Origin of the sequence: Pseudomonas sp. NFX183, assembly GCF_047943075.1 — a bacterium.
GTDB lineage: Bacteria > Pseudomonadota > Gammaproteobacteria > Pseudomonadales > Pseudomonadaceae > Aquipseudomonas.
The window spans coordinates 1093201-1116469 of sequence record NZ_CP181333.1; the positions used below are offsets into that span (position 1 = coordinate 1093201).

The 23269-nt window shown below is 59.1% G+C and carries 24 protein-coding genes; 11 read left to right on the forward strand and 13 right to left on the reverse strand.

The genetic code is table 11. The features are described from left to right. Nucleotides 1-8: 8 nt before the first annotated feature. The 3 genes from mlaD to ACM530_RS05205 are packed head-to-tail and all read right to left on the reverse strand — an operon-like array spanning nucleotide 9 to nucleotide 2082. Nucleotides 9-476: an outer membrane lipid asymmetry maintenance protein MlaD gene (gene mlaD / locus ACM530_RS05195; protein WP_005784855.1), complete on the reverse strand. Its 468-nt coding sequence runs from the start codon at nucleotides 474-476 to the stop codon at nucleotides 9-11. Beyond that, a complete protein-coding gene (gene mlaE, locus ACM530_RS05200; RefSeq protein ID WP_106578684.1) occupies nucleotides 476-1273 on the reverse strand; it encodes a lipid asymmetry maintenance ABC transporter permease subunit MlaE in 798 nt (265 codons plus the stop codon). The genes mlaD and mlaE overlap by 1 nt, the downstream gene beginning before the upstream one ends. Next, entirely contained in the window at nucleotides 1273-2082 is an 810-nt protein-coding gene (locus ACM530_RS05205) for an ATP-binding cassette domain-containing protein (RefSeq protein WP_416364384.1), read from the reverse strand. The genes mlaE and ACM530_RS05205 overlap by 1 nt, the downstream gene beginning before the upstream one ends. A gap of 319 nt (nucleotides 2083-2401) precedes the next feature. Here ACM530_RS05205 and ACM530_RS05210 point away from each other — a divergent pair, with 319 nt between their 5' ends. From ACM530_RS05210 to ACM530_RS05255, 10 genes are all read left to right on the forward strand, one after another. After that, nucleotides 2402-3376 (forward strand): KpsF/GutQ family sugar-phosphate isomerase, encoded by a 975-nt coding sequence (locus ACM530_RS05210; protein WP_106578683.1) that lies wholly within the window; start codon nucleotides 2402-2404, stop codon nucleotides 3374-3376. Then, complete coding sequence (locus ACM530_RS05215; RefSeq protein ID WP_145165171.1) at nucleotides 3377-3901, forward strand: KdsC family phosphatase; 525 nt, start codon at nucleotides 3377-3379, stop codon at nucleotides 3899-3901. 8 nt (nucleotides 3902-3909) lie between these two features. Beyond that, the gene (gene lptC, locus ACM530_RS05220; RefSeq protein ID WP_242194688.1) at nucleotides 3910-4482 is read left to right on the forward strand and encodes an LPS export ABC transporter periplasmic protein LptC; all 573 of its coding nucleotides are present in this window, start codon (nucleotides 3910-3912) and stop codon (nucleotides 4480-4482) included. Further along, a complete protein-coding gene (lptA, locus tag ACM530_RS05225; RefSeq protein ID WP_145165175.1) occupies nucleotides 4469-5044 on the forward strand; it encodes a lipopolysaccharide transport periplasmic protein LptA in 576 nt (191 codons plus the stop codon). The genes lptC and lptA overlap by 14 nt, the downstream gene beginning before the upstream one ends. Continuing rightward, the gene (gene lptB / locus ACM530_RS05230) at nucleotides 5044-5769 is read left to right on the forward strand and encodes an LPS export ABC transporter ATP-binding protein (RefSeq protein ID WP_016974288.1); all 726 of its coding nucleotides are present in this window, start codon (nucleotides 5044-5046) and stop codon (nucleotides 5767-5769) included. Before lptA ends, lptB begins: the two co-directional genes overlap by 1 nt. Before the next feature lie 184 nt (nucleotides 5770-5953). Continuing rightward, nucleotides 5954-7447 (forward strand): RNA polymerase factor sigma-54, encoded by a 1494-nt coding sequence (locus ACM530_RS05235; protein ID WP_145165177.1) that lies wholly within the window; start codon nucleotides 5954-5956, stop codon nucleotides 7445-7447. A gap of 74 nt (nucleotides 7448-7521) precedes the next feature. Next, complete coding sequence (gene hpf, locus ACM530_RS05240) at nucleotides 7522-7827, forward strand: ribosome hibernation-promoting factor, HPF/YfiA family (protein ID WP_106578678.1); 306 nt, start codon at nucleotides 7522-7524, stop codon at nucleotides 7825-7827. A 9-nt stretch (nucleotides 7828-7836) separates the two neighbouring features. Beyond that, nucleotides 7837-8301: a PTS IIA-like nitrogen regulatory protein PtsN gene (gene ptsN, locus ACM530_RS05245; RefSeq protein ID WP_416364385.1), complete on the forward strand. Its 465-nt coding sequence runs from the start codon at nucleotides 7837-7839 to the stop codon at nucleotides 8299-8301. 2 nt (nucleotides 8302-8303) lie between these two features. Continuing rightward, nucleotides 8304-9161, forward strand: coding sequence for an RNase adapter RapZ (rapZ, locus tag ACM530_RS05250; RefSeq protein WP_145165179.1), 858 nt, complete (start codon nucleotides 8304-8306; stop codon nucleotides 9159-9161). Nucleotides 9162-9177: 16 nt separating this feature from the next. Continuing rightward, nucleotides 9178-9450, forward strand: coding sequence for an HPr family phosphocarrier protein (locus ACM530_RS05255; protein ID WP_049709983.1), 273 nt, complete (start codon nucleotides 9178-9180; stop codon nucleotides 9448-9450). Between the two features lie 102 nt (nucleotides 9451-9552). On the opposite strand, the gene ACM530_RS05260 is transcribed toward ACM530_RS05255, so the two are convergent. From ACM530_RS05260 to pmbA, 6 genes are all read right to left on the reverse strand, one after another. Further along, a complete protein-coding gene (locus ACM530_RS05260) occupies nucleotides 9553-10446 on the reverse strand; it encodes a ZIP family metal transporter (protein ID WP_262207105.1) in 894 nt (297 codons plus the stop codon). Between the two features lie 32 nt (nucleotides 10447-10478). Beyond that, a complete protein-coding gene (locus tag ACM530_RS05265) occupies nucleotides 10479-11090 on the reverse strand; it encodes a superoxide dismutase (RefSeq protein ID WP_242194692.1) in 612 nt (203 codons plus the stop codon). A gap of 1 nt (nucleotide 11091) precedes the next feature. Continuing rightward, nucleotides 11092-11535 (reverse strand): hypothetical protein, encoded by a 444-nt coding sequence (locus ACM530_RS05270; RefSeq protein WP_119736611.1) that lies wholly within the window; start codon nucleotides 11533-11535, stop codon nucleotides 11092-11094. 27 nt (nucleotides 11536-11562) lie between these two features. Continuing rightward, entirely contained in the window at nucleotides 11563-12939 is a 1377-nt protein-coding gene (locus tag ACM530_RS05275) for a class II fumarate hydratase (protein ID WP_416364386.1), read from the reverse strand. Next, a complete protein-coding gene (locus ACM530_RS05280) occupies nucleotides 12932-13327 on the reverse strand; it encodes a FagA protein (RefSeq protein WP_369302597.1) in 396 nt (131 codons plus the stop codon). The genes ACM530_RS05275 and ACM530_RS05280 overlap by 8 nt, the downstream gene beginning before the upstream one ends. Before the next feature lie 148 nt (nucleotides 13328-13475). Then, nucleotides 13476-14822, reverse strand: a complete 1347-nt coding sequence (pmbA, locus tag ACM530_RS05285) for a metalloprotease PmbA (RefSeq protein ID WP_124416442.1) — start codon at nucleotides 14820-14822, stop codon at nucleotides 13476-13478. Nucleotides 14823-14930: 108 nt separating this feature from the next. On the opposite strand from pmbA, the gene yjgA reads away from it, so the two are divergent. Continuing rightward, on the forward strand, nucleotides 14931-15452 hold the full coding sequence (gene yjgA, locus ACM530_RS05290) for a ribosome biogenesis factor YjgA (protein ID WP_083360139.1): 522 nt from the start codon (nucleotides 14931-14933) through the stop codon (nucleotides 15450-15452). Nucleotides 15453-15497: 45 nt separating this feature from the next. On the opposite strand, the gene tldD is transcribed toward yjgA, so the two are convergent. From tldD to rng, 4 genes are all read right to left on the reverse strand, one after another. Next, complete coding sequence (tldD, locus tag ACM530_RS05295) at nucleotides 15498-16940, reverse strand: metalloprotease TldD (protein WP_145165191.1); 1443 nt, start codon at nucleotides 16938-16940, stop codon at nucleotides 15498-15500. Nucleotides 16941-16956: 16 nt separating this feature from the next. Then, on the reverse strand, nucleotides 16957-17805 hold the full coding sequence (locus tag ACM530_RS05300; protein WP_416364387.1) for a carbon-nitrogen hydrolase family protein: 849 nt from the start codon (nucleotides 17803-17805) through the stop codon (nucleotides 16957-16959). A gap of 48 nt (nucleotides 17806-17853) precedes the next feature. Next, on the reverse strand, nucleotides 17854-21669 hold the full coding sequence (locus ACM530_RS05305; RefSeq protein ID WP_416364388.1) for a YhdP family protein: 3816 nt from the start codon (nucleotides 21667-21669) through the stop codon (nucleotides 17854-17856). 76 nt (nucleotides 21670-21745) lie between these two features. Further along, entirely contained in the window at nucleotides 21746-23203 is a 1458-nt protein-coding gene (rng, locus tag ACM530_RS05310; RefSeq protein ID WP_010213134.1) for a ribonuclease G, read from the reverse strand. Nucleotides 23204-23269: the final 66 nt, after the last annotated feature.

Genomic DNA, 23269 nt, shown 5'->3' on the forward strand with positions numbered 1-23269 from the left:
CAGATTCCTCATTTGGCGTCTTTATTGACCGTATTGAGCAGGAATTTACCGATCAAGTCTTCAAGCACCAGCGACGACTGTGTGTCGTGGATTGTCGAACCATCCTTGAGCAGGGCTGTTTCCCCGCCCACGCTGACGCCGATGTACTTCTCGCCCAGCAGACCCGCAGTGAGAATAGATGCAGTGGAGTCAGTCGGCAGATTATCTACCTTCTTGTCTACCTGCATGGTCACTCGCCCGGTGAAGCTGTCGCGATCCAGATCGATTGCCGTGACCTTGCCGATGGTTACACCGGCCATGGTCACTTTAGCTCTGACAGTCAAACCGGCGATATTGTCGAAGTAAGCGTAAAGTTTATAAGTATCGGCGGTCGGGCTGGCCGAAAGGCCACTGACTCGCAGGGCCAGCAACAGTAAAGCCAGGATGCCAGCCAGCAAGAAAAGGCCGACACCGATTTCCACAGTGCGGTTTTGCATCAGAAATCTCCAAACATCAAGGCGGTCAAAATGAAGTCAAGGCCCAGTACCGCCAGCGAGGCGTACACAACGGTCTTGGTGGTGGCGCGACTGATCCCTTCTGAAGTGGGCTCACAGTCATAGCCTTGGAATACGGCGATCCACGTCACTACAAAGGCGAAAACGATGCTTTTGATGATGCCATTGAGCACGTCGCCGCTGAAGGTCACGCTGTTTTGCATGTTGCCCCAGTACGAGCCGTCATAGACGCCCAACCAGTCAACCGCCACCCACGAACCGCCCCAGATGCCCACCACGCTGAAAATCATCGCCAGCAGTGGCAGGGAAATGAAGCCGGCCCACAGGCGCGGGGCAACAATGTACTTGAGTGGGTCCACGCCGATCATTTCCAGGCTGGACAACTGCTCGGTGGACTTCATGTTGCCGATCTCGGCAGTCAGCGCAGAACCTGCGCGCCCGGCAAACAGCAAGGCGGTGACCACCGGGCCCAGCTCACGCAACAGCGTCAGGGCGACCATCTGCCCCACTGCCTGCTCCGAGCCGTAGCTGGAGAGGATATTGAACCCCTGCAACGCCAGCACCATGCCGATGAAAATCCCGGAAACCACGATGATGACCAGGGACATCACGCCTACTGAGTGCAGTTGCTTTAGCAGCAGGCCAAAGCCGCCACCGATGCCGCCGCGACCGAGCAATGCGTGAAACAGGAAAATCGTCGAACGCCCAAGCACTTCGACCATGTCGATGCCCGAGCGACCGAAAAGGCGAACCTTTTCGATGAGAGATGTCTTGCGCATCAGCGCTTCCCCAGAAGATCTGAGCGGTAGTCCGCTGCCGGAAAATGAAAAGGCACCGGACCATCGGGATCGCCGGTCATGAATTGGCGAATGCGCGGGTTGTCAGCGTTCATCAGCTCTTCAGGCGTGCCCTGCCCCAGCACCTGGCCATCGCCTACCACATAGAGGTAGTCGGCGATGCTCGCGGTTTCAGCCAGGTCGTGGGACACCACGATACTGGTGATGCCGAGCGCATCGTTGAGCAGGCGGATCAGCCGCACCAGCACACCCATGGCAATGGGGTCCTGACCGACGAAGGGCTCGTCATACATGAGGATCTGCGGATCGAGAGCAATGGCACGCGCCAACGCGACACGGCGCTTCATGCCGCCGGACAATTCGTCAGGCATCAGGTCGATGGCACCGCGAAGGCCCACGGCCTGCAGTTTCAGCAACACGATGTCACGAATCATTTCATCGGACAGCTGGGTATGCACCCGCAGCGGAAACGCCACGTTTTCGAAAACATCGAGGTCGGTGAACAAGGCACCGCTCTGGAACAGCACGCCCATATGCTTGCGGGCATCGAACAGATCGCTGCGCGACAGTTTCGGCAGGTTCTGGCCGTTGACCCACACTTCGCCGGCACTAGGGCGCAATTGCATGCCCATCAGGCGCAACAGGGTGGTCTTGCCGCAACCGGAAGGCCCCATGATGCCCGTGACTTTACCGCGGGGAATGCGAATATCGATGTTATTGAAGATGCTGCGCGTCCCGCGCTTGAAGGTAAGCCCCTTCAGCTCGACCGCGTAGGCGTTATCGGCACTCATCTAATCTCCTTGGGATGCAGCCTTTCACTCAGACACCATGTTTGCGACATTCGTTTGCAATGGGTGCGCAATAGTTTGCAACAGGTGCGCATTCATTAGTCACATGGGTTGGGCGGACCGAACTGGCGGCGAACTATATCACTGGTGGTACAGAGCCCCCAAGGCCGGAACAGCGCTCGTTCAGATTCGGGACAGGCAAAAAACCTTGCTGGGCATGATTCTCGTGCACTAGCAGAATAAACCCTGACGAACTTGCGTGAGGGAATTGATCATTACCGCTATAATCGCCGACTTTTCGTCAGGCTATACGATTTCAGACATGAGCCAATCCAGCGACCTTATTCAATCCGCACAACGCACCATCCGCCTCGAGCTAGAAGCCGTAGAGGGCTTGCTGGCCCATATCGACGCGGATTTCGTACGTGCCTGCGAGATGATTCTGGCCAGCAAAGGCCGCGTTGTCGTGGTTGGCATGGGCAAGTCAGGCCACGTTGGCAACAAGATTGCCGCCACGCTGGCCAGCACCGGAACCACGGCTTTTTTCGTACACCCGGCCGAAGCCAGCCACGGCGACATGGGCATGATCACCAAGGATGACATCATCCTGGCCTTGTCGAACTCCGGCACCACCAACGAAATCGTGACCCTGCTGCCGCTGATCAAGCGCCTGGGCATCAAGATGGTCAGCATTACCGGCAACCCGGATTCGACGCTGGCCAAGGCCGCGGAAGTGAACTTGAATGTTCACGTAGCCCACGAAGCCTGCCCGCTGAACCTGGCGCCGACTTCCTCGACCACCGCCGCACTGGTCATGGGCGATGCCTTGGCCGTGGCGCTCTTGGAAGCTCGCGGTTTTACAGCTGAAGATTTTGCGTTTTCGCATCCAGGCGGCGCTCTCGGCCGTCGCCTGCTGCTGAAAGTGGAAAACGTCATGCATTCGGGGGATGAACTGCCCCACGTCCAGCGCGGCACCCTATTAAAGGACGCGCTGATGGAAATGACCCTCAAGCGCCTGGGCATGACTGTCATTCTGGAGTCCGACGGGCGTCTGGCCGGCGTTTTCACTGACGGTGACCTGCGCCGCACGCTGGACCGCAATCTCGACATTCAAACGGCTACGATCGATGAAGTCATGACCCCTCACGGCAAGACCGCACGCCCGGAAATGCTCGCGGCCGAAGCGTTGAAGATCATGGAAGACCACAAGATTCTTGCGCTGGTAGTTGTCGACGGCGACGATCACCCGGTTGGCGCACTGAACATGCACGACTTGCTGCGTGCGGGAGTGATGTAAATGACCAGCGACCTGCTGCAACGCGGTAAAAACATCAAACTGGCAATTTTCGACGTCGATGGTGTGCTGACCGACGGCCGCCTGTACTTCCTCGAAGATGGCAGTGAATTCAAGACGTTCAACACCCTCGATGGCCAAGGCATCAAAATGTTGATGGCCGCGGGCGTGCAAACTGCGATTATCAGCGGTCGAAAAACACCGGTTGTGGAACGCCGTGCACAAAACCTGGGTATTCCTCACCTGTATCAGGGCCGTGAGGATAAACTGGTGGTTCTGGACGAGCTTCTTGGCCAACTCAACCTAAGCTATGAGCAGGTCGCCTATTTGGGCGATGACCTGCCTGACCTCCCGGTTATCCGCCGCGTAGGCCTGGGTATGGCCGTCGCCAATGCGGCGACTTTTGTTCGCGAGCACGCCCATGGCATCACCACAGCCCGTGGCGGCGAAGGTGCCGCCCGCGAGTTCTGCGAATTGATCCTGCGTGCCCAGGGCAGCCTTGAAGCGGCACACGCCGCCTACTTATAGAGCGTTTTATGCTGAGCAAAAAGATTCGCAATTTCCTGCTGTTCGGGGTCATCGCCGCACTGTTTCTGGCGGTAGGCTACTGGAATATCAGCCCCGAACGCTTTCTCGACAGATCTGGCGCGCAGGTTGACGAAGGTGCTATCGACTATTACGCCATCAATGCCTACAGCGTGCAGTTCCTGCCGGATGGCAAGCTTCAGTACGAGATGAACTCGGACAAAGTCGAGCACTTGAAGTCGTCCGAAGTCACGTTGCTGACCAACCCGGACATGAACCTGTACCGCGGCACTGAGTTCCCCTGGCATGTCACCAGCAAGCATGGCGAGGTCAACCCGGACGGCACTCAGGTAGAACTGATCGACTCGGTACGTGTTGCACGTACTGACGATAAGAACCGCGACACTATTATTACCAGCAGTCGCATGACCGTTTTCCCACAACAGCAATATGCGCAGACCGAGCAAGACGTTAGAATCGACGGCGCTGGCGGTGTATCGACTGGCAAGGGAATGAAAGCGTATTTGAAAGAAAGCAGGATACACCTGCTATCGAACGTAAGAGGACAGTATGAGGCTCGTTAAAACCCTCCCTATTTTGCTCGGTCTGGGCGCAGCACTGGGAAGCGTGAGCGCCTGGGCTCTGCCGAACGATAGCCAGCAACCGATCCACATTCAGGCTGACGATGCGCAGCTGGATGACAAGCAAGGCGTTGCAACCTATACCGGTGCCGTGATTATCACCCAAGGTTCGATGAAAATTACCGGCAACACGGTGACGCTCACGCGTACGCCTGCGGGTGACATCGACGTGGTGACTTCGGTGGGTAACCTGGCCTATTTCGAACAGAAGCAGGCTGCTGCAGACCCTGCTCCGATGAAGGGCTACGGCAAGACCATCCAGTATCACGCCCAGCAAAACCGTATCATCCTGATCGATCAGGCCAGGGTTGTGAGCAGCGATGGCAACACCACGGACGGTGAGAAAATCACCTATGACACCGTGAAGCAGATCGCTCAGGCGGGTCGCGCCACCGGCGCGAAGATCGGCACGCCGAAGCCGCGTATCGACATGGTTATCCAGCCCAAGCAGAAAGACGCTGCCGCTCAGCCTGCGCCTAAACCCGCTGCGAAGAAGGCGAACTAATGGCAACCCTCAAAGCCCAGCATCTGGCCAAGGCTTACAAAAGCCGTCAGGTCGTGCGCGACGTCAGCCTGTCGATCGACAGCGGCCAGATCGTCGGCCTGCTCGGCCCTAACGGTGCCGGCAAAACCACATGCTTCTATATGATCGTCGGTCTGGTCCAGGCGGATCAGGGCCGTGTATTGATCGACGACCTCGACGTGAGCCACCAGCCGATGCACGGCCGCGCACGCGCAGGTATCGGCTATCTCCCACAGGAAGCGTCGATCTTTCGCAAACTGTCGGTGTCGGACAACATCATGGCGATCCTCGAGACTCGCAAGGAACTCGACCGTGACGGCCGCCGCAAGGAGCTGGAAAGCCTGCTTCAGGAATTCCACATCAACCACATTCGCGACAACCTCGGCATGAGCCTGTCCGGTGGTGAGCGCCGTCGCGTGGAAATCGCACGTGCACTGGCAACCGCACCGAAGTTCATCCTGCTGGACGAACCGTTTGCCGGCGTTGACCCGATCTCGGTCGGCGACATCAAACAGATCATCCACCACCTCAAAGCCAAGGGCATCGGCGTGTTGATCACTGACCACAACGTCCGTGAAACCCTCGATATCTGTGAGACGGCTTATATCGTCAACGATGGCCAGCTGATCGCCGAGGGCGATTCGGCCACAATCCTGGCTAACGAACTGGTCAAGGAAGTGTATCTGGGCCACGAGTTCCGCCTGTAAGCACCGTGGTGTCACGGCTGTTCGCCAAGGCGCGCGGGAGTCAATAAAAACCTCTTTTTTTTATTGTTACCGCGCTCTAGGCAAAGCCCCCGACATCAGGCATATAATTTGCTTATGTTTGGCGCTCACGCGCCCTGTCGTGGATGGCGCATTGCGCCGGCGAATAAGGTGTTAAGCCCCTGCCATGAAACCATCGCTAGTCCTGAGAATGGGCCAGCAGCTGACGATGACACCTCAGCTGCAACAGGCCATCCGCCTGCTCCAATTGTCGACCCTGGACCTGCAACAGGAAATCCAGGAGGCCCTGGAGTCCAATCCGATGCTCGAACGCCAGGAAGAAGGCGACGACTTCGATAATGCAGACCCGCTGGCCGACAACATCGAGCAAAAACCCAACTCCGACGTGCAGGAACCCTCCTACCAGGAAACCGCCCCAACGGTGGATAACCTTGAGGAAGGCGAATGGAACGAACGCATCCCCAACGACCTTCCCGTGGATACCGCGTGGGAAGACGTTTACCAGACCAGCGCCAGCAGCCTGCCCAGCAATGACGATGACGAATGGGATTTCACCACCCGCACGTCCGCTGGCGAAAGCCTGCAAAGCCATTTGTTGTGGCAACTTAACCTCGCGCCGATGTCCGACACCGATCGCCTGATCGCTGTCACTCTGATCGACTGCATCAATAACCAGGGCTACCTGGACGAAACCCTTGATGAAATCCTCGAGGCTTTCGACCCGGAGCTGGACATCGAGCTGGACGAAATCGAAGCCGTCCTTCACCGCATCCAGCAGTTTGAGCCCGCCGGCATCGGCGCTCGCACCCTCAGCGAGTGCCTGTTGCTGCAATTGCGTCAACTGCCCGCCAAGACGCTTTGGCTCGCCGAGGCCCAGCGCCTGGTCACCGATTACATCGACCTGCTGGGCAGCCGCGACTACAGCCAACTGATGCGCCGCATGAAGCTCAAGGAAGACGACCTGCGCCAAGTCATCGAGCTGGTACAGAGCCTCAATCCGCGCCCCGGCTCGCAAATCGAGTCCAGCGAAGCCGAATACGTCGTTCCCGACGTGATCGTGCGCAAGGACAACGAGCGCTGGCTGGTGGAGCTTAACCAGGAATCGGTGCCACGTTTGCGCGTCAACCCGCAATACGCAGGCTTTGTGCGCCGCGCCGACACCAGTGCCGATAACACCTTCATGCGCAACCAGTTGCAGGAAGCGCGCTGGTTCATCAAGAGCCTGCAAAGCCGCAATGAAACCCTGATGAAAGTGGCCACCCAGATCGTCGAGCACCAGCGCGGCTTCCTGGAATATGGCGACGAGGCAATGAAACCGTTGGTGCTGCATGACATCGCCGAGGCGGTGGGCATGCACGAATCAACGATCTCTCGGGTGACCACGCAGAAGTTCATGCATACCCCACGGGGTATTTATGAGTTGAAATACTTTTTCTCCAGCCATGTCAGCACCTCTGAAGGCGGCGAATGCTCGTCCACGGCGATCCGCGCGATCATCAAAAAACTGGTTGCTGCGGAAAATCAGAAAAAGCCGTTGAGTGACAGCAAGATCGCTGGTTTACTGGAGGCACAAGGCATTCAGGTCGCCCGTCGAACCGTCGCCAAGTACCGCGAGTCCCTCGGGATCGCGCCTTCCAGCGAGCGTAAGCGTTTGATGTGACGGGCGGGCCATAGCGTTCCAGTGGCAGGCGTTTTGCCTGCCGCTTTATGCACTGGCAACGAAGGAGAAGCTGTATGCAAGTCAACATCAGTGGACACCAACTGGAAGTTACCAAGCCCCTGCGTGAGTACACCGAGAGCAAGCTGAACAAGCTTGCGGGGCATTTTGACAAGATCACCAACGTGCAGGTCATCATGGAGGTCGACAAGCTCAAGCAAAAAATCGAGGCCACCCTGCACGTACCTAATGCGAAGCTCGTCGCCAATGCGGAGCATGAAGACATGTACGCAGCGATTGACTCGCTCTACGACAAGCTGGACCGCCAACTCATAAAGCATAAGGAAAAGTATCTGCACCTGATGCAAGGTACAGGTCGTTAACTCTCCCCCATGATCCAACTTGAAACCATCCTGACCCCCGGCCGTTCACTCGTGAACGCGCCGGGCGGCAGCAAGAAGAAAGCCCTCGAACACATCGCCAACCTGATCAGCCGTGAAGTGCCTGAGCTGGATGAGCAAGTTGTGTTCAAGGCCCTGATTGACCGTGAAAAGCTGGGTTCGACCGGTTTTGGTAACGGCATCGCCATTCCTCACTGCCGCCTTGAAGGCTGTACTTCTCCCGTAAGTGCACTTTTACATCTGCAAGAAAAAATCGATTTTGATGCCATCGACGGCGCCCCGGTTGACCTGCTGTTCGTTCTGTTGGTCCCGCAAGCTGCTACCGATGCACACCTGGAACTGCTCCGGCAGATCGCCAGCATGCTCGACCGCAAGGAAGTACGCGACAAACTGCGCAGTGCCAGCAGCAACGCGGCGCTCTATCAGGTTGTCCTGGATGAACAAAACAGGCAGTAATCATGCGTTTGATCATCGTCAGCGGCCGTTCCGGCTCGGGTAAAAGCACCGCACTCAATGTCCTTGAAGACAATGGCTTCTATTGCATCGACAACCTGCCCGCCGGCCTGCTGCCGGAGCTGGCCGAGCGTGCGCTGATTCACACTGAGTTGGCGCAGCCGCTGGTTGCCGTTTCAATTGATGCACGTAATCTCCCCAGCCACCTCTCGCGATTTCCTGAATTGCTCGAAGAAGTGCGGGCCAAGCACATCCATTGCGACGTGCTGTACCTGGATGCCGACGAAGAGACGCTGCTCAAGCGCTTCTCTGAAACCCGTCGACGTCACCCTCTGAGCAGCCCTCACCGCTCGCTGGCCGAGGCCATTGAGGACGAGACCACGCTGCTGGGGCCGATCATCGACCTCGCCGATCTCAAGATCAACACCACCGGCCTGAACTTGTATCAGCTGCGCGACGCCATCAAACTACGCCTGCTGAATCAACCAGAGCCTGGCACGGCATTTCTCGTCGAGTCGTTTGGCTTTAAACGAGGCATGCCGGTCGATGCCGACCTGGTGTTCGATGTTCGCTGCCTGCCCAACCCTTACTGGAAGCCGGAGCTGCGTGATCAGTCGGGGCTGGATCAGCCGGTGGCCGAGTACCTGGCTGCGCAACCGGATGTCGAAGAGATGTTCCAGGACATTTCCAGCTACCTGCTCAAATGGTTACCACGTTTTGCCGCGAGTAATCGTGCCTATGTCACCATCGCCATCGGCTGCACCGGCGGCCATCACCGTTCTGTCTACCTGACTGAACGCCTGGGCCAGGTGCTGCAACAAACCCTCAAGAACGTCCAGGTTCGCCACCGCGACCTTAGCTGAAAGGAACACCTGTTCGATGCCCGCTCTGGAAATTGAAATCATCAACAAGCTGGGCCTGCACGCTCGCGCTTCCGCCAAATTCGTCGGTGTGGCCGGGCAGTTCCCTTGCCAGATCCGGGCCGGGCGCACTCCTGAATCCATGGTCGACGGCAAGAGCATCATGGCCATGATGATGCTGGCTGCCGGCAAGGGCACCAAGATTCACTTGAAGACTGAAGGCGAGCAAGAACAGGAAGCGATGGACGCGCTGGTAAAGCTGATCAATAACTTCTTTGACGAAGGCGAATAACCACGTCCAGGCATCGGCTTGCTGGCGGGACGCCCTCAAGCCTTGCCGTCACCGGGCGGACGCCACCGTTGCCAAGCCGGGCTTGTAATAATGGGCCGAGGTTTATCCCAGAGCAGTATCCATCACCATCATCAAGCAGAACCCGATGCACAGCCCCAGGCTGGCAAGCTTTTCGTGACCATTGCGGCGCGATTCGGGAATCACTTCGTGCGTCACGACCAGCAACATCGCCCCAGCCGCGAGTGCGAGCCCCAGCGGCAACAAAATTTCCGCCAGGCTCACCAGCCAGGCACAGAGCACCGCAAATACCGGTTCGACCAACCCTGACGCAGCGCCGATCAGGAACGCTTTGATCCGCGACATCCCTGCCCCGGCCAAGACCAGCGCAATCACTAAACCTTCCGGAACATCCTGCAGGGCGATGCCCATGGCCAGGCTGTCGGCATCCGGCATGCCGCCACCCGCCGAGACACCTACGGCCATGCCCTCCGGAATGTTGTGGGCAATGATGGCAAACACGAACAACCAAATGCGCGGTGGAATCACCGGCTTGTCCGGCGTGCCCACCAGCATTTCCGGGCTGGCGCCGGAGACCTTGCGGTCAACCAGGTACAACCCGAACGCACCGAGCATGATGCCGAAGCTGATCAAACCACTGGCTCCCCAAGGCGATAGCCCAAGGCCTTCAGCGGCCGCAATACCTGGCACGATCAGCGAAAAGGCCGTCGCCGCCAACATCACACCGGCGCCAAATCCCAGCAGGGTATCGCTGAGCGCTACCGGCATCCGGCGAATCACCAGCACCGGGACTGCGCCCAGTGCCGTCCCAAGCGCGCAGATCGCCCCGCCCTGCAAGGCGCGCAGGATGCGCGGCTCAAGATCCAGCCAGGCCAGCCCGTGGGCCACCAGCAATGCAGTGCCTGCCAATAGCAGCAGCGAACCAAACGCATAACGAAACATTCGTCCGCTGCTGATCGCCAGTGTTTCAGTGCCCATAGTCGGCCTTAGATCTTGTTATTGGATGAATATCAGGCCACGGCGGCCTGGTAGCGTGCGGCGACTTCCGGCCAGTTGATGACGCTGTAGAAGGCGTTGATGTATTCCGGGCGGCGGTTCTGGTAGAGCAGGTAGTAAGCGTGCTCCCAGACGTCCAGACCGAGGATCGGCGTGTTGCCGTTCATCAGTGGGCTGTCCTGGTTGCCGCTGCTTTCGACCACCAGAGTTTTTTGCGGCGTGACGCTCAACCAGGCCCAGCCGCTGCCGAATCGGGTCAAGGCCGCCTTGGTGAAGGCGTCCTTGAAACTGTCGAAACCGCCCAGTTGCGTCTCGATCGCTGTGCCTAGCGCGCCCTCGGGTTTGCCACCGCCTTTGGGAGACATCACCGCCCAGAACAACGAATGGTTAGCGTGACCGCCACCTTGGTTAATCACCGCTGCGCGTAGTTTTTCCGGCAGTTGCTGGACGCTGGAGACCAGCTTTTCAACCGGCCAGCCCGCAAACTCGGTGCCCTCGACCGCCGCATTCAGATTGTTGATGTAGGTCTGGTGATGCTTGGTGTAGTGGATTTCCATGGTCTGCGCATCGATATGCGGCTCCAGGGCATCATAGGCGTAGGGCAAGGCAGGCAAGGTGTAGGACATATCAATGTGCTCCGTAATAGGGACTGTTGCGGGTCGACGCTTGCGGTTGCGCCGCAGTGCCACCCAGCAAGCGATGGGTCCGCGGGTACTCGCCGTGATCACTGATGAAGTTCAACAGTTCGACGTAGGTCTTGCTGCTCTGGCGCAGCGCCGCCTCGCGCAATTGCGGGCTCAGGCGCGGGTCCTGCATGGTCTGCAACAGGCGTTGGTGGATAGCGCACAGGTATTCCGCGCTTTCCTCGGGCTGGTTCAGCCGCAGGTGCAAGTCCGCCAGGTTGTGATGGGAGATGACGCAAGCCGCCACTGCTTCGTCGGCATCCGCCCAACGCTCGAATAACACTTGAGCCAGGGCCAGGGCTTGCAAATAGGCCTCGCGAGCGTCAACCAATTCGCCCTGCATAAAGCAGCGATTGGCTCGTTCGATCGTGCGTTTCCAGTGCTCCATGGTGAGCCTCCAAAGCAGAGTCGGTGATTACACGCCGCCGGCCGTGAGCTTTTCCGGATCCAGCAGGATCTCGAGTTGGCTACGTGACAAGGCGGTGTGCTCGAGGGCGACATCAATTACCGGACGGCCTTGCTGGTAGGCCTTCTTGGCAATTTCAGCGGCTTTTTGGTAACCAATGATCGGGTTGAGGGCCGTGACCAGAATCGGGTTGCGCGACAGCGCTTCCTTGAGCTTGGCCTCGTTGACTTTGAAGCTGGCGATGGCCTTGTCCGCCAGCAATCGGCTGGAATTAGCCAGCAGTTCGAGGCTGCTGAGCAGGTTTTGGGCAATGATCGGCAGCATCACGTTGAGTTCAAAGTTGCCGGACTGACCCGCAACAGTGATCACGGTGTCATTGCCAATGACTTGCGCAGCAACCATCGCAGTCGCTTCGGGGATCACCGGATTGACCTTGCCAGGCATGATCGAAGAGCCCGGCTGCAAGCCCTCCAGTTCGATTTCGCCCAGGCCCGCGAGCGGTCCGGAGTTCATCCAGCGCAAATCGTTGGCAATTTTCATCAGCGAGACGGCGGTGGCTTTCAGCTGGCCGGAGACGGCCACAGCGGTGTCCTGGGAGCCAATCAACGCGAACAGGTTCTTGCCCGGTGTGAATTTCACGCCGGTCAGGGTGCTCAGTTGCTGGCTGAAACGCGCGGCGAATTCCGGGTGTGCGTTGATCCCGGTGCCGACCGCCGTGCCGCCCTGGGCCAGGGCTTGCAAGCTCGGCAGCAAGTCCTGCAAGTGACCGATATTGGCTTTGAGTTGTTGCGCCCAGCCGTTAAGCACTTGGCTCATACGCACCGGCATGGCGTCCATCAAGTGGGTGCGGCCGGTTTTGATGAACGGATGGACCTCCTCGGCCTTGTGTTCGATCACCTGCACCAGGTGCAGCAAGGCCGGCAGCGTTTGCTCGTGCAGCACCAATGCGGCGCTGACGTGAATGGTGGTCGGGATAATGTCGTTGCTGCTTTGGCCGCAGTTCACGTGGTCGTTGGGGTTGACCGCTTCGCCCAGCAAACGGCTGGCGAGGGTCGCAATCACTTCGTTGGCGTTCATGTTGGAGCTGGTGCCGGAACCGGTCTGGAAGATATCCACCGGAAAGTGCGGCATGTAATCACCTTCCAGCAAACCCTGGGCGGCGTCGACAATGGCTTTGCCTTGCGCTTCGCTGATCTGCTTGAGGTCGACGTTGACCTTGGCGGCGGCGGCCTTGGCCAAAATCAGGGCGCGAATGAATTGCGCCGGCATACGCTGGTTGCTGATTGGGAAATTGTTCACCGCGCGCTGAGTTTGCGCGCCATACAAGGCCCCGGCAGGCACTTGCAGTTCGCCCATGCTGTCGCGTTCGATACGGGTGTTACTCATCGGAAGATCCTTGCACCAGGTCAGAAACGGAAATGGAGGGCAGCAATTCGCAGGTCGCCAATTGCCAGGCAAAGGTCTGCCAGCGCTTGAGGCGGCAGGCACAGTGAGAGAGTTTTTCCAGGTCACGCAGCGGGCGCCACGCCTGGTCCAGGCATATGGATCGCCAATGCCAGGGCAAGGCGACATCGCTGGCGGTGTCGATCAACAGACGGAATGATGTTTCAGCGATCGTCCACGGATGGGTCGCGGTGCAGCACGCCAGGTATCGACCCTCATTGAGGTAATGTTCGATCAGGCGAGGTTCATTGGGATCGAGGCCGCAGCGAATCTGACGACTCATCCAGCGCCAGCTTTCCAGGTACGGATCCTCATGCAGGACAGAACTCATGATCCACACTCATTCGGTAATGATATTTATTATTAAATGATATTGAGAATCAAAACAAGGGTGGCACGTGAATCCACCCATGGCGCGAGCACAAAAAAAGGCGCGCCATCTGTAGGATGGCGCGCCTTTTTTTTGAGACGTTGAGTGTTTAGCTGCCGGCGACGGTCATCCGCTCGATCAACACCGACCCCGTGCGAATATTGCTGCGCAGCTCCAGATCGTTACCGACGGCAACGATCTGCTTGAACATGTCGCGCATGTTGCCAGCAATAGTCACTTCCTGGACGGCGAACTGAATCTCGCCGTTTTCCACCCAGAAACCGGCGGCGCCGCGGGAATAGTCACCCGTGACCATATTCAGGCCACTGCCCATCAACTCGGTCACCAGCAGGCCGCGGCCCATGCGACGCAGCAGCGCAGCCTGGTCTTCGTCGCCATGGGTCACGAACAGGTTGTGCACGCCACCGGAGTTGGCCGTGCTCGGCAGCCCGAGCTTGCGACCGGCGTAAGTGCCCAACACGTACGAGACCAGCTCGCCCTTCTCGACGAACGGCTTGGCATAGGTCGCCAGGCCATCACCGTCGAAGGCGGAACTGCCCATGGCACGCATCAAATGAGGGCGCTCATCGATGGTCAGCCACTCAGGGAACAACTTCTGGCCGATTGCGCCCTCAAGGAACGAGGACTTGCGGTACAGATTCCCACCGGAAATCGCCCCCAGGAAGCTGCCAAACAGGCCGCCGGCAAGTTCGGCCGAGAACAGCACCGGCACTTCACACGTCGGCACCGGACGCGCGCCCAAACGGCTCGCCGCGCGCTGCGCAGCGCGCTGACCAATACTGACCGGGTTCGCCAGCAATTCACCCTGACGGCTTACGTCATACCAATAATCACGCTGCATCTGGCCATCGGCTTCGGCGATCATCACGCAGCTCAAGCTATGGCGAGTAGAAGCGTAACCGCCGATAAAACCGTGGCTGTTGCCGTAAACACGGCAACCCTGATGGGTGCTCAAGGTGGTGCCATCAGCATTCTTGATGCGGGGATCGGCATCAAACGCCGCAGCTTCGCAGATCAGCGCCTGCTCGATAGCCTGCTCAGGCGTGATGTCCCAGGCGTGAAAGAGGTCGAAATCCTTCAAGTCCTTGGCCATAAGCGCTTTGTCGGCCAAGCCCGAGCTTTCGTCTTCGGACGTGTGCTTGGCAATCGCCAACGCAGCAGCGACAGTTTCGCGAATCGCTTCCGGACCGCTGGCCGACGTACTCGCCGAGCCTTTGCGCTGCCCCGAATACAAGGTGATACCAAAACCCTGATCGCGATTGAATTCGACAGTTTCCACTTCCCGCTGGCGCACCGACGTCGACAGCCCCTGCTCCAGCGATACGGCCACTTCACAGGCACTGGCACCCTGACGCTTGGCCTCGGCAAGGATCTGCTCGACTTGTTCCTGCAGTGCCGGTAACGCTTGCGGACCGACGCTTTGGGCTGCACTCATGGTTTTCTCCACTCAAATTCTGCTTTCGGTTAAGGCCATCGAGCGACCGGGCCGGACAAGCGGCCCCCGACTGGTTATCATGGCGGCGTTTCTTTGCGGACTGCCACCATGGTTGATTCTTACGACGACTCCCTCGATGGGGAGAAAAGCAAAACCCAGGTCAAACGCGAGCTGCATGCTCTGGTTGACCTTGGCGAGCGCCTTACAACGCTCAAGCCGGATTTGGTTGCAAAACTGCCACTGACCGACGAAATGCGCCGGGCCCTGGCGGATGCGCCCAAGCACACCGCGAATATCGCGCGTAAACGGCACATCATGTTTATCGGCAAATTGATGCGCGATCAGGACACTGACGCCATTCTGACGTTGCTCGATCAACTCGATGCCTCCACTCGCCAGTACAACGAACGTTTCCATAACCTGGAACGTTGGCGTGACCGCCTGATTTCGGGCGATGACGCTGTACTGGAGAAATTCGTGGTGGACTACCCGGACGCGGACCGCCAGCAACTGCGCTCCCTGATCCGTCAGGCCCAGCACGAACTGGCGCAAAACAAGGCTCCGGCCACCAGCCGAAAAATTTTCAAGTACATCCGTGAGCTGGACGAGACTCAACGCGGCCTGCGCTGATCCTCTTCCCCGGGTGGCGTTCTGCGCCACCCGAAGCTCCACCGCTTACGACCCCGTGCCACCCACGGTGATCGCATCAATCTTCAAGGTTGGCTGGCCAACGCCGACCGGCACCGACTGCCCATCCTTGCCGCATGTGCCCACGCCGCTGTCCAGCGACAGGTCATTACCGACCATCGACACCTTGCTCATGGCTTCCGGTCCGTTACCAATCAACGTCGCCCCTTTGACCGGCGCGGTAATCTTGCCGTCTTCGATCAGGTACGCCTCGCTGGTGGAGAACACAAACTTGCCGCTGGTGATATCCACCTGGCCGCCGCCGAGGTTGGCGCAGTAGATCCCGCGTTTGACCGAGGCGATGATTTCCGCCGGATCGCTTTGGCCACCGAGCATGTAGGTATTGGTCATACGTGGCATCGGCAAGTGCGCGTAGGATTCACGACGGCCGTTACCGGTGCGCGCCACGCCCATCAGGCGCGCATTGAGTTTGTCTTGCATGTAGCCCTTGAGCACACCGTTTTCAATCAGCGTGGTGCACTCGGTCGGCGTGCCTTCGTCATCAACGCTCAACGAACCACGGCGACCCGCCAAGGTGCCGTCGTCGACAATGGTGCACAGCTTGGACGCGACCATCTCGCCCATGCGCCCGCTGTAGGCCGAACTGCCCTTGCGATTGAAGTCGCCTTCCAGGCCGTGGCCCACCGCTTCGTGCAGCAAAACCCCGGACCAGCCCGAACCCAACACCACCGGCAAGGTACCGGCGGGTGCAGGGATGGCTTCCAGGTTAACCAGCGCCTGGCGCAACGCCTCGCGGGCATAGCCCATGGCGCGGTCATCAGAAAGGAAATAACGGTAGTCGGTACGCCCGCCGCCGCCATGGCCACCGCGCTCGCGGCGACCATTCTGCTCAACGATCACGCTGACATTAAACCGTACCAACGGCCGTACATCTGCCGCCAGCCCGCCGTCGGTGGACGCCACCAGAATGCGTTCCCACACACCGGCCATGCTCACGGTCACTTGCTGTATGCGTGGGTCGAGGGCACGGGTAGCGGCGTCGATACGCTTGAGCAAATCGACCTTTTCCGCACGGCTGATCACTTCCAGAGGGTTATCCGGCGCGTACAACTGCGCCACGTCCTGGGTACTGAACGCCTGCACCGTGCCGTTCTGGCCAGCGCGGGAAATCGAGCGCGCTGCGCGGGCCGCCAGACCCAGCGCTTCAAGGGTGATGGCATTACTGTAGGCAAACCCGGTCTTTTCACCGGATTGCGCACGCACGCCCACGCCCTGGTCAAGGTTGAAACTGCCTTCCTTGACGATGCCGTCTTCGAGGGCCCATGACTCGGAAATCTGCCCCTGGAAATACAGGTCCGCCGCGTCGATGCCTGGCCCGGCCAGGTCGCCGAGCACGGTTTGCAAGCTTTCGATGGTCACGCCACCGGGTGCCAGGAGGTGTTCACTGACTGAGGACAACAACTCGCTCATAGGTTTGGCCTTAAATTCATCGTTCCGAAGCAGGCCGCAGCGCGCCCTGCGAGAAAAAGCGCCGATGGTTGACCACCGGCATGCGCGCCCGTATCGACGCTTGTTCATTGCTATCGCGTTCGGCCAACAACACCGCTTCGCCCTGATCCTGTTGTGTCAGCACGCGCCCCCAAGGGTCGACAATCGCTGCGTGGCCAAAGGTTTCCCGTGGGCCTGGGTGTACGCCGCCTTGGGCAGCTGCCAGCAAGTAGCACTGGGTTTCAATGGCTCGCGCCCGTATCAGTACGTCCCAATGCGCAGCACCCGTCACCGCGGTAAAGGCCGAGGGGGCGGTAATCAATTCAGCCCCCGCCGCGCGCAATTCGCTGTACAGCTCCGGGAACCGCAGGTCGTAGCACACCGTCAGGCCCAATCGCCCCACCGGCGTGTCCGCTACCACCACATTGCTCCCGAAAGCATAGTCGTCAGATTCGCGATAACGACCCCGCGCATCAGCTACATCCACATCGAACAAGTGCAGCTTGTCGTAACGGGCGACGATTTCGCCCTGATCATCGATCAACAGCGAGCAAGCGTTGGACTTGGCGTTGGGTTGGTCCTTGGGCGGCAACGGCAAAGTACCGGCCACTATCCATAAGGTGAGGTCGCGAGCGGTCTGTTTCAACCACGGCAGGATCGGGCCTTCGCCCAAAGCTTCGGTGCGGCCCAGATCGGCTACGTCACGACGGCCCATGGCGGCGAAGTTCTCCGGCAGTACCGCCAGCTTCGCGCCGCCCGCCGCCGCTTGCTCCAGCAAGCGCTTGGCCTGGGCCAGGTTGGCCAGAACATCGCTCTGGCTGACCATCTGAATTACCGCAAAGGACATAGGCCGACACTCCGAAAAGGGCATGCGGCCATGCTACTCCACAGCCTCTCAGTTTGGTTTTTCAAATGGCTTGTCGAAGGTGATTTTTGGATCCTTCCAAGGCCCTTGCACCTTGTACTGCACGCTGGCGAAGCGCGAAACACGATCGCCAATCAACTTGTCGATCAAAAACAGCGCGCCACCAATGGCCGGTGCACCGACAATCAAAGCGGCAATTGGCAGGTTATTGGTCACCGGCAACGTGACCAGCAGCTTGGCGTCGACGCGGTCGGCTACCAGGTCCAGCGTGCCGTTGAGCTCCAGGTTGGTGGAAGGCCCGGTCATGGTGATGGGTTCACGCGTCACGAACACGCCATTGCTGGCCGCGAGCAAGCCTTTGACCCGGTCATAGCTCAAGCCTTTACCAAGCAAGTCCGAGAAGTCCAGACGCAAACGGCGCCCGATGGAGTTGAAGTTCAGCAAGCCAAATACCCGCAGAGCCTGCGCGCCACCTTCGACCTCAACGAACTGGCCTTTGCGGAACGCTGCATCCAGGCTACCGGAGAAACGCTTGGGACCGACCCAAGCCGGCGAGCCCGGCCAGCGCCCGTCCACATCCAGATGGAAGTCTTCACTGGTTACCGTCGGCGCGAACCCCCAGCCTTTGAGCACATCGGCGATGTTCTTGCCATCCAGGCGTCCTTTGTACCAACTGCTGCTGTTACCCGGCGCGCCTTCCCAACCACCAGCGCCGTTGAGCTGCATGCCTTTGAGGCCAAGGTCCAGATTGTTGAAGGCCAGGCCTTTGGCCGTCGGCCGTACTTTCAGTGACCAGGCGCCCACCAAGTCCGGCCCCTGGAACAGTTGATTGATAGAGATATCCAGTGCTGGAATGTCCTTGGGGTCGACGTCCGCCAACGGGTCTGGCGCGTTTTCGTCGGCCTGTGCCTTCGGATCCACCGCTGGCAATTTCACGTACTGCAGGTTGATTGCAATAGGCGCGCCCTTGGCATCCGGAAGGTTCACAGCACCTTTGGCTTGCTGACTGTCGAACTGCAACCCCCATGCGGCCGGTTTGCGGTCAAGTTGCAGGTTGACCTGGTCAAATTGGGTACCAAAACCGCTCAACTTGCCCACCTTGAAATCAGCACCGCTGAGCAGTTGCTTGGCATTGCCGCCTGGGTCATTGCCGGCGTAACGGTCGACCAGTTTTTTCCATGGGTCTATATCCAGCTCCGACAGCACGCCACGAATGCGCAAGCCTTTGGCAGCCGGCAGCACGGCATCACCGTCCCCCAGGAACAACTCCCCACGACCCTCATTGAATTTGTCCGGAGGCGACGCAAAGGTGAAGCTCGCCAGCTCGCCATAATCGAACCAGTAGCGGCGCTCGGCCCCCTGCAAGGTCATGCGGAACACGCTGTCGCGCCCCTGGCTGGCGGGCATGCCAAACGGTGCGGGCAGATCGACCGCTACGCCTTTCATGTTGGAACTGACCATCAGTTGGCTGTCGGCGCCGTCCAGCGTCACTTGCAATTGGTAGGGGATATCGCCGGACACCGGCAGCGGCTGGCTAATTTTCAACCAGTCCGTCAGGCGCTTGACCGTGACCTGCCCCTTGGCGGTGATACGCGTGCTGATAGTGCCCGGTTTGCCATCGGCAACGATCTGCGCGGTGATCGGACGATCAAACGCCTGGGCGGAGATGTTCTGGCCGCTCAGCCCCTTGGTGCTGTCGAAGCGGAAATCGCCCTTGAGCTGGCTCAAATCCAGAGTCGGCTCGGCCAATTGCAGGCGGGACTTGTCGGTCTGGAAATCCACCACGATCTTGGGTTCGGTGCCTTTGACCAGCGGAATATCCAGGTCCAGCTTGCCTTGCAGGTCGCCCTCGCCTTTCCAGCCGGCAAACGTCGAGCCAGTGCCGATCGGCGCGTCCTGAAGGATCTTCAAGCCATCCCCCAGGCCACCTGCGAATCCACCGGTGATCAGCAGATGACTGTCTTTACCGGCTGGCGCGTGAGGAATATTGACGTAAACGTCCTTGACCTTGGTGTCGAGCAATTGGCCCTTGCTCGCCAGGATGCGCACGCCGCTCTCCTCGACAAACACTTCACCATTGACCTTGCTCACATGCGGCCAGCCTGGCTGGAACGCCAGTTCGGCATCGTGCACCTTGAAGAACAGGCTAATATTGCGTGCAGCCGGCAGCGCGTCATGGTTCAGCGAACCTTGGTACTGGAAGAAACCTTGGTCAACCGCGCCTTTGAGAATCGCTGTGCGCAACCACTCATCCAGCGACGGGCTCAATACCGCCGGCAAATACTTGGGTGTAAAACGGCCATCGCCATCGACCATGCCGACCCGCAGGTCCATATAGTCTTCCTGGCTATGGTCGAAATGCAGACGAATCAGGAAGTCTGCCGCAACCTTGCCTTCTTCGCCGAGCACCTTGATGTAGGGGGCGATCAGGGTGAAACCTTCTTTATCCAGCTTCCAGGTCAGGCGTGCATTGGCCTGGATGTACTGCCACGGTTTGGCAAAGATCGGGTACAGGTGCAAGGAGAAGTCCTTGCTGTCCATGCGCAACTCACCGTGCCCCAGGTCGCCGCTGATACTGCCGGACACGTTGCGCGCAGCCGGTGCGCCGAAGTAGGCATCAAACCCGATGCGCTCAAGGTTGGCGGCAAAACTGACCTTCTGATCGCTCGTATCCTGGGGGCGAAAATCCACCAGCACGTTGCGCAGCGTGCCAGTGGCCTTGAGGTGTTCGACGGTTTTGGCAAAGCCTTCCGGCAGGGGCGCCAAGGCATTCAGCAGCGGCGTGATCGGCGTCAGGTCAAGGCGGTCGGCCTGCAGTTTCCAGACTTCCAGATCCTTGTCGGTAGCCAGGCTCTGCTGCAATTGCAGGCGCGACTCCCAGCGCGTTTCACCAATGTTCATCGCCAGCGAGTCAAACAGCACGTTGAGGCCGCTTTCACTGCGTTGCAGGTAAGCCGTAAGGGCAAGGTTTTCGATATGGACCGGCTTGCGGTCGGCGTAGCTGCCTTTGAGCTGGGGTGAGTTCAGACGCGCCACCGCGCTTTGCACGGTGCCTTTGGCCCAGGTCAGCCAGAATTCGCCGCCGGCCTTGAACTGCGTGACGTTCCATTGCTGGGTCAGCCTGCCGGGTATCCATTTGGCCCAGTCGCTTTGCGGCACGCTCAGGTAAGCCTGGACTTCACCGTCTTTCCAAGCGCTGGCGCGAATACGGGTACGCAGGTTTACAGCCAGTGGCTGGCCATCCGGCAGGGTCAGGCGCGCATCGAGGCGCTGGCGATTGGCGCCGGTGTGCAGGCTCAGGCCCACGTAAGTCAGGGTCAGCGGCGCCTGGCCGAACGGTTGCAGCGTGACCTGGCTATCGAGCAAGGACACGCGCTTGACCATCTGCATGCGCGTCAGCACCTGCTCAGGGTCCAACGGTTGGTCATCTTGCACCGGCAGGCCTTGGAGCGCCCAGTGGCCGTCCTTGTCTTCCTTGACGCTCAACTGCAGCCCGCTGACTTCCAGGTGGGCTATACGCACTTCGCGGGCCATCAGGCTGGCCCAGATATCCGGCACCACCTCAACCTGGTCCAGGCGCAAGGCACTGCTGCCCTCGCCGACCATCACGTCGTGGGCCAGCAACACGGGAGCGAAACCGCTCCAGCGGCCTTCAAGGCTGCCGATTTGCACGGGCATGTCCACCGCAGCCTGAGCCTTGGCTTCGATTTCGGCGCGGTATTCAGCCACCAGCGGGGTCAATTCACGACCCAGGCTCACGTACACCGCAGCCAACACCAGCAGCAAGGCACACAAGCCCAGGCCCCAACGGGTCAAAGCGGCAAAAAAGCGTATCAGACGCTCCATGTCAGGCGACCCTCAAAGCAGTGAACGGACGGCAGATCAAGGTCTGCCGTTCTCGAAGAAATTAAGCAATTGGGGATCAGAGCAGCACCACGTCATATTGTTCCTGGGAATACATGGTTTCGACCTGGAAGCGAATCGTGCGCCCGATAAAACCCTCCAGTTCAGCGACGTTACCAGACTCTTCATCCAGTAACCGATCGACGACTTTCTGGTTGGCGAGCACTCTATAACCTTCGGCTTGATAGGCGCGTGCCTCCCGTAAGATTTCGCGGAAAATCTCGTAGCAAACCGTTTCCGGGGTCTTCAGCTTGCCGCGCCCCTGGCAGCTGCTGCAGGGTTCGCAGAGCACTTGCTCAAGGCTTTCGCGGGTACGCTTGCGGGTCATCTGCACCAGGCCCAGCTCGGTGATGCCGATGATGTTGGTTTTGGCGTGATCGCGCTCCAGTTGCTTCTCGAGGGTACGCAGCACTTGGCGCTGGTGCTCTTCGTCTTCCATGTCGATGAAGTCAATGATGATGATGCCGCCCAGGTTGCGCAGGCGCAGTTGGCGGGCAATCGCGGTGGCGGCTTCGAGGTTGGTCTTGAAGATGGTCTCTTCGAGATTGCGGTGGCCGACAAACGCGCCGGTGTTGACGTCAATGGTGGTCATGGCCTCTGCCGGGTCCACGACCAGATAGCCGCCGGATTTGAGCGGCACTTTGCGCTCCAGGGCTTTCTGGATTTCGTCTTCTACGCCATAAAGATCGAAGATCGGCCGCTCGCCGGGGTAATGCTCGAGGCGGTCGGCTATTTCCGGCATCAATTCGGCGACAAATTGTGTGGTGCGCTGGAAGGTTTCCCGCGAGTCGATGCGAATTTTCTCGATTTTCGGGCTGACCAAATCGCGCAACGTACGCAGCGCGAGGCCAAGGTCTTCATAGATCACGCTCGGCGCGCCAATGGTTTTGATCTGTGCGCCGATCTGGTCCCACAAGCGCCGCAGATACCTGATATCCATGAGGATTTCATCGGCGCCGGCGCCTTCTGCGGCCGTGCGCAGGATAAAACCACCCGCTTCCTTGATGCCCTCGGCAGCCACGCAGTCGCTGACGACCTTTTTCAGGCGCTCACGCTCGGCTTCGTCTTCGATTTTCAAAGAAATACCGACATGCGCAGTGCGCGGCATGTACACGAGGTAACGCGATGGAATCGACAGTTGAGTGGTCAGCCGCGCGCCCTTGGAACCGATCGGATCCTTGGTGACTTGCACCACCAGGCTCTGCCCTTCGTGTACCAGCGCGCTGATGCTTTCAACCGCAGGGCCTTCGCGCAGGGAGATTTCCGATGCATGGATAAACGCGGCGCGGTCCAGGCCGATGTCGACGAATGCCGCCTGCATGCCCGGCAACACGCGCACCACTTTGCCTTTATAGATATTGCCGACAATGCCGCGCTTCTGGGTGCGCTCGACGTGCACTTCTTGCAGAACACCGTTCTCTACCACCGCCACGCGCGATTCCATCGGCGTGATATTGATCAGAATCTCTTCACTCATGGCTGGGTCTCGTTCAGGCGTTTTCACAATAGTGACCGATCGCTTAAGGCTTGGCGCTGGAATACG

Coding starts and splice junctions, on each gene's coding strand:
- mlaD (WP_005784855.1), bottom strand. CDS start 476: ATGCAAAACCGCACTGTGGAAATCGGTGTCGGCCTTTTCTTGCTGGCT.
- mlaE (WP_106578684.1), bottom strand. CDS start 1,273: ATGCGCAAGACATCTCTCATCGAAAAGGTTCGCCTTTTCGGTCGCTCG.
- ACM530_RS05205 (WP_416364384.1), bottom strand. CDS start 2,082: ATGAGTGCCGATAACGCCTACGCGGTCGAGCTGAAGGGGCTTACCTTC.
- ACM530_RS05210 (WP_106578683.1), top strand. CDS start 2,402: ATGAGCCAATCCAGCGACCTTATTCAATCCGCACAACGCACCATCCGC.
- ACM530_RS05215 (WP_145165171.1), top strand. CDS start 3,377: ATGACCAGCGACCTGCTGCAACGCGGTAAAAACATCAAACTGGCAATT.
- lptC (WP_242194688.1), top strand. CDS start 3,910: ATGCTGAGCAAAAAGATTCGCAATTTCCTGCTGTTCGGGGTCATCGCC.
- lptA (WP_145165175.1), top strand. CDS start 4,469: ATGAGGCTCGTTAAAACCCTCCCTATTTTGCTCGGTCTGGGCGCAGCA.
- lptB (WP_016974288.1), top strand. CDS start 5,044: ATGGCAACCCTCAAAGCCCAGCATCTGGCCAAGGCTTACAAAAGCCGT.
- ACM530_RS05235 (WP_145165177.1), top strand. CDS start 5,954: ATGAAACCATCGCTAGTCCTGAGAATGGGCCAGCAGCTGACGATGACA.
- hpf (WP_106578678.1), top strand. CDS start 7,522: ATGCAAGTCAACATCAGTGGACACCAACTGGAAGTTACCAAGCCCCTG.
- ptsN (WP_416364385.1), top strand. CDS start 7,837: ATGATCCAACTTGAAACCATCCTGACCCCCGGCCGTTCACTCGTGAAC.
- rapZ (WP_145165179.1), top strand. CDS start 8,304: ATGCGTTTGATCATCGTCAGCGGCCGTTCCGGCTCGGGTAAAAGCACC.
- ACM530_RS05255 (WP_049709983.1), top strand. CDS start 9,178: ATGCCCGCTCTGGAAATTGAAATCATCAACAAGCTGGGCCTGCACGCT.
- ACM530_RS05260 (WP_262207105.1), bottom strand. CDS start 10,446: ATGGGCACTGAAACACTGGCGATCAGCAGCGGACGAATGTTTCGTTAT.
- ACM530_RS05265 (WP_242194692.1), bottom strand. CDS start 11,090: ATGTCCTACACCTTGCCTGCCTTGCCCTACGCCTATGATGCCCTGGAG.
- ACM530_RS05270 (WP_119736611.1), bottom strand. CDS start 11,535: ATGGAGCACTGGAAACGCACGATCGAACGAGCCAATCGCTGCTTTATG.
- ACM530_RS05275 (WP_416364386.1), bottom strand. CDS start 12,939: ATGAGTAACACCCGTATCGAACGCGACAGCATGGGCGAACTGCAAGTG.
- ACM530_RS05280 (WP_369302597.1), bottom strand. CDS start 13,327: ATGAGTTCTGTCCTGCATGAGGATCCGTACCTGGAAAGCTGGCGCTGG.
- pmbA (WP_124416442.1), bottom strand. CDS start 14,822: ATGAGTGCAGCCCAAAGCGTCGGTCCGCAAGCGTTACCGGCACTGCAG.
- yjgA (WP_083360139.1), top strand. CDS start 14,931: ATGGTTGATTCTTACGACGACTCCCTCGATGGGGAGAAAAGCAAAACC.
- tldD (WP_145165191.1), bottom strand. CDS start 16,940: ATGAGCGAGTTGTTGTCCTCAGTCAGTGAACACCTCCTGGCACCCGGT.
- ACM530_RS05300 (WP_416364387.1), bottom strand. CDS start 17,805: ATGTCCTTTGCGGTAATTCAGATGGTCAGCCAGAGCGATGTTCTGGCC.
- ACM530_RS05305 (WP_416364388.1), bottom strand. CDS start 21,669: ATGGAGCGTCTGATACGCTTTTTTGCCGCTTTGACCCGTTGGGGCCTG.
- rng (WP_010213134.1), bottom strand. CDS start 23,203: ATGAGTGAAGAGATTCTGATCAATATCACGCCGATGGAATCGCGCGTG.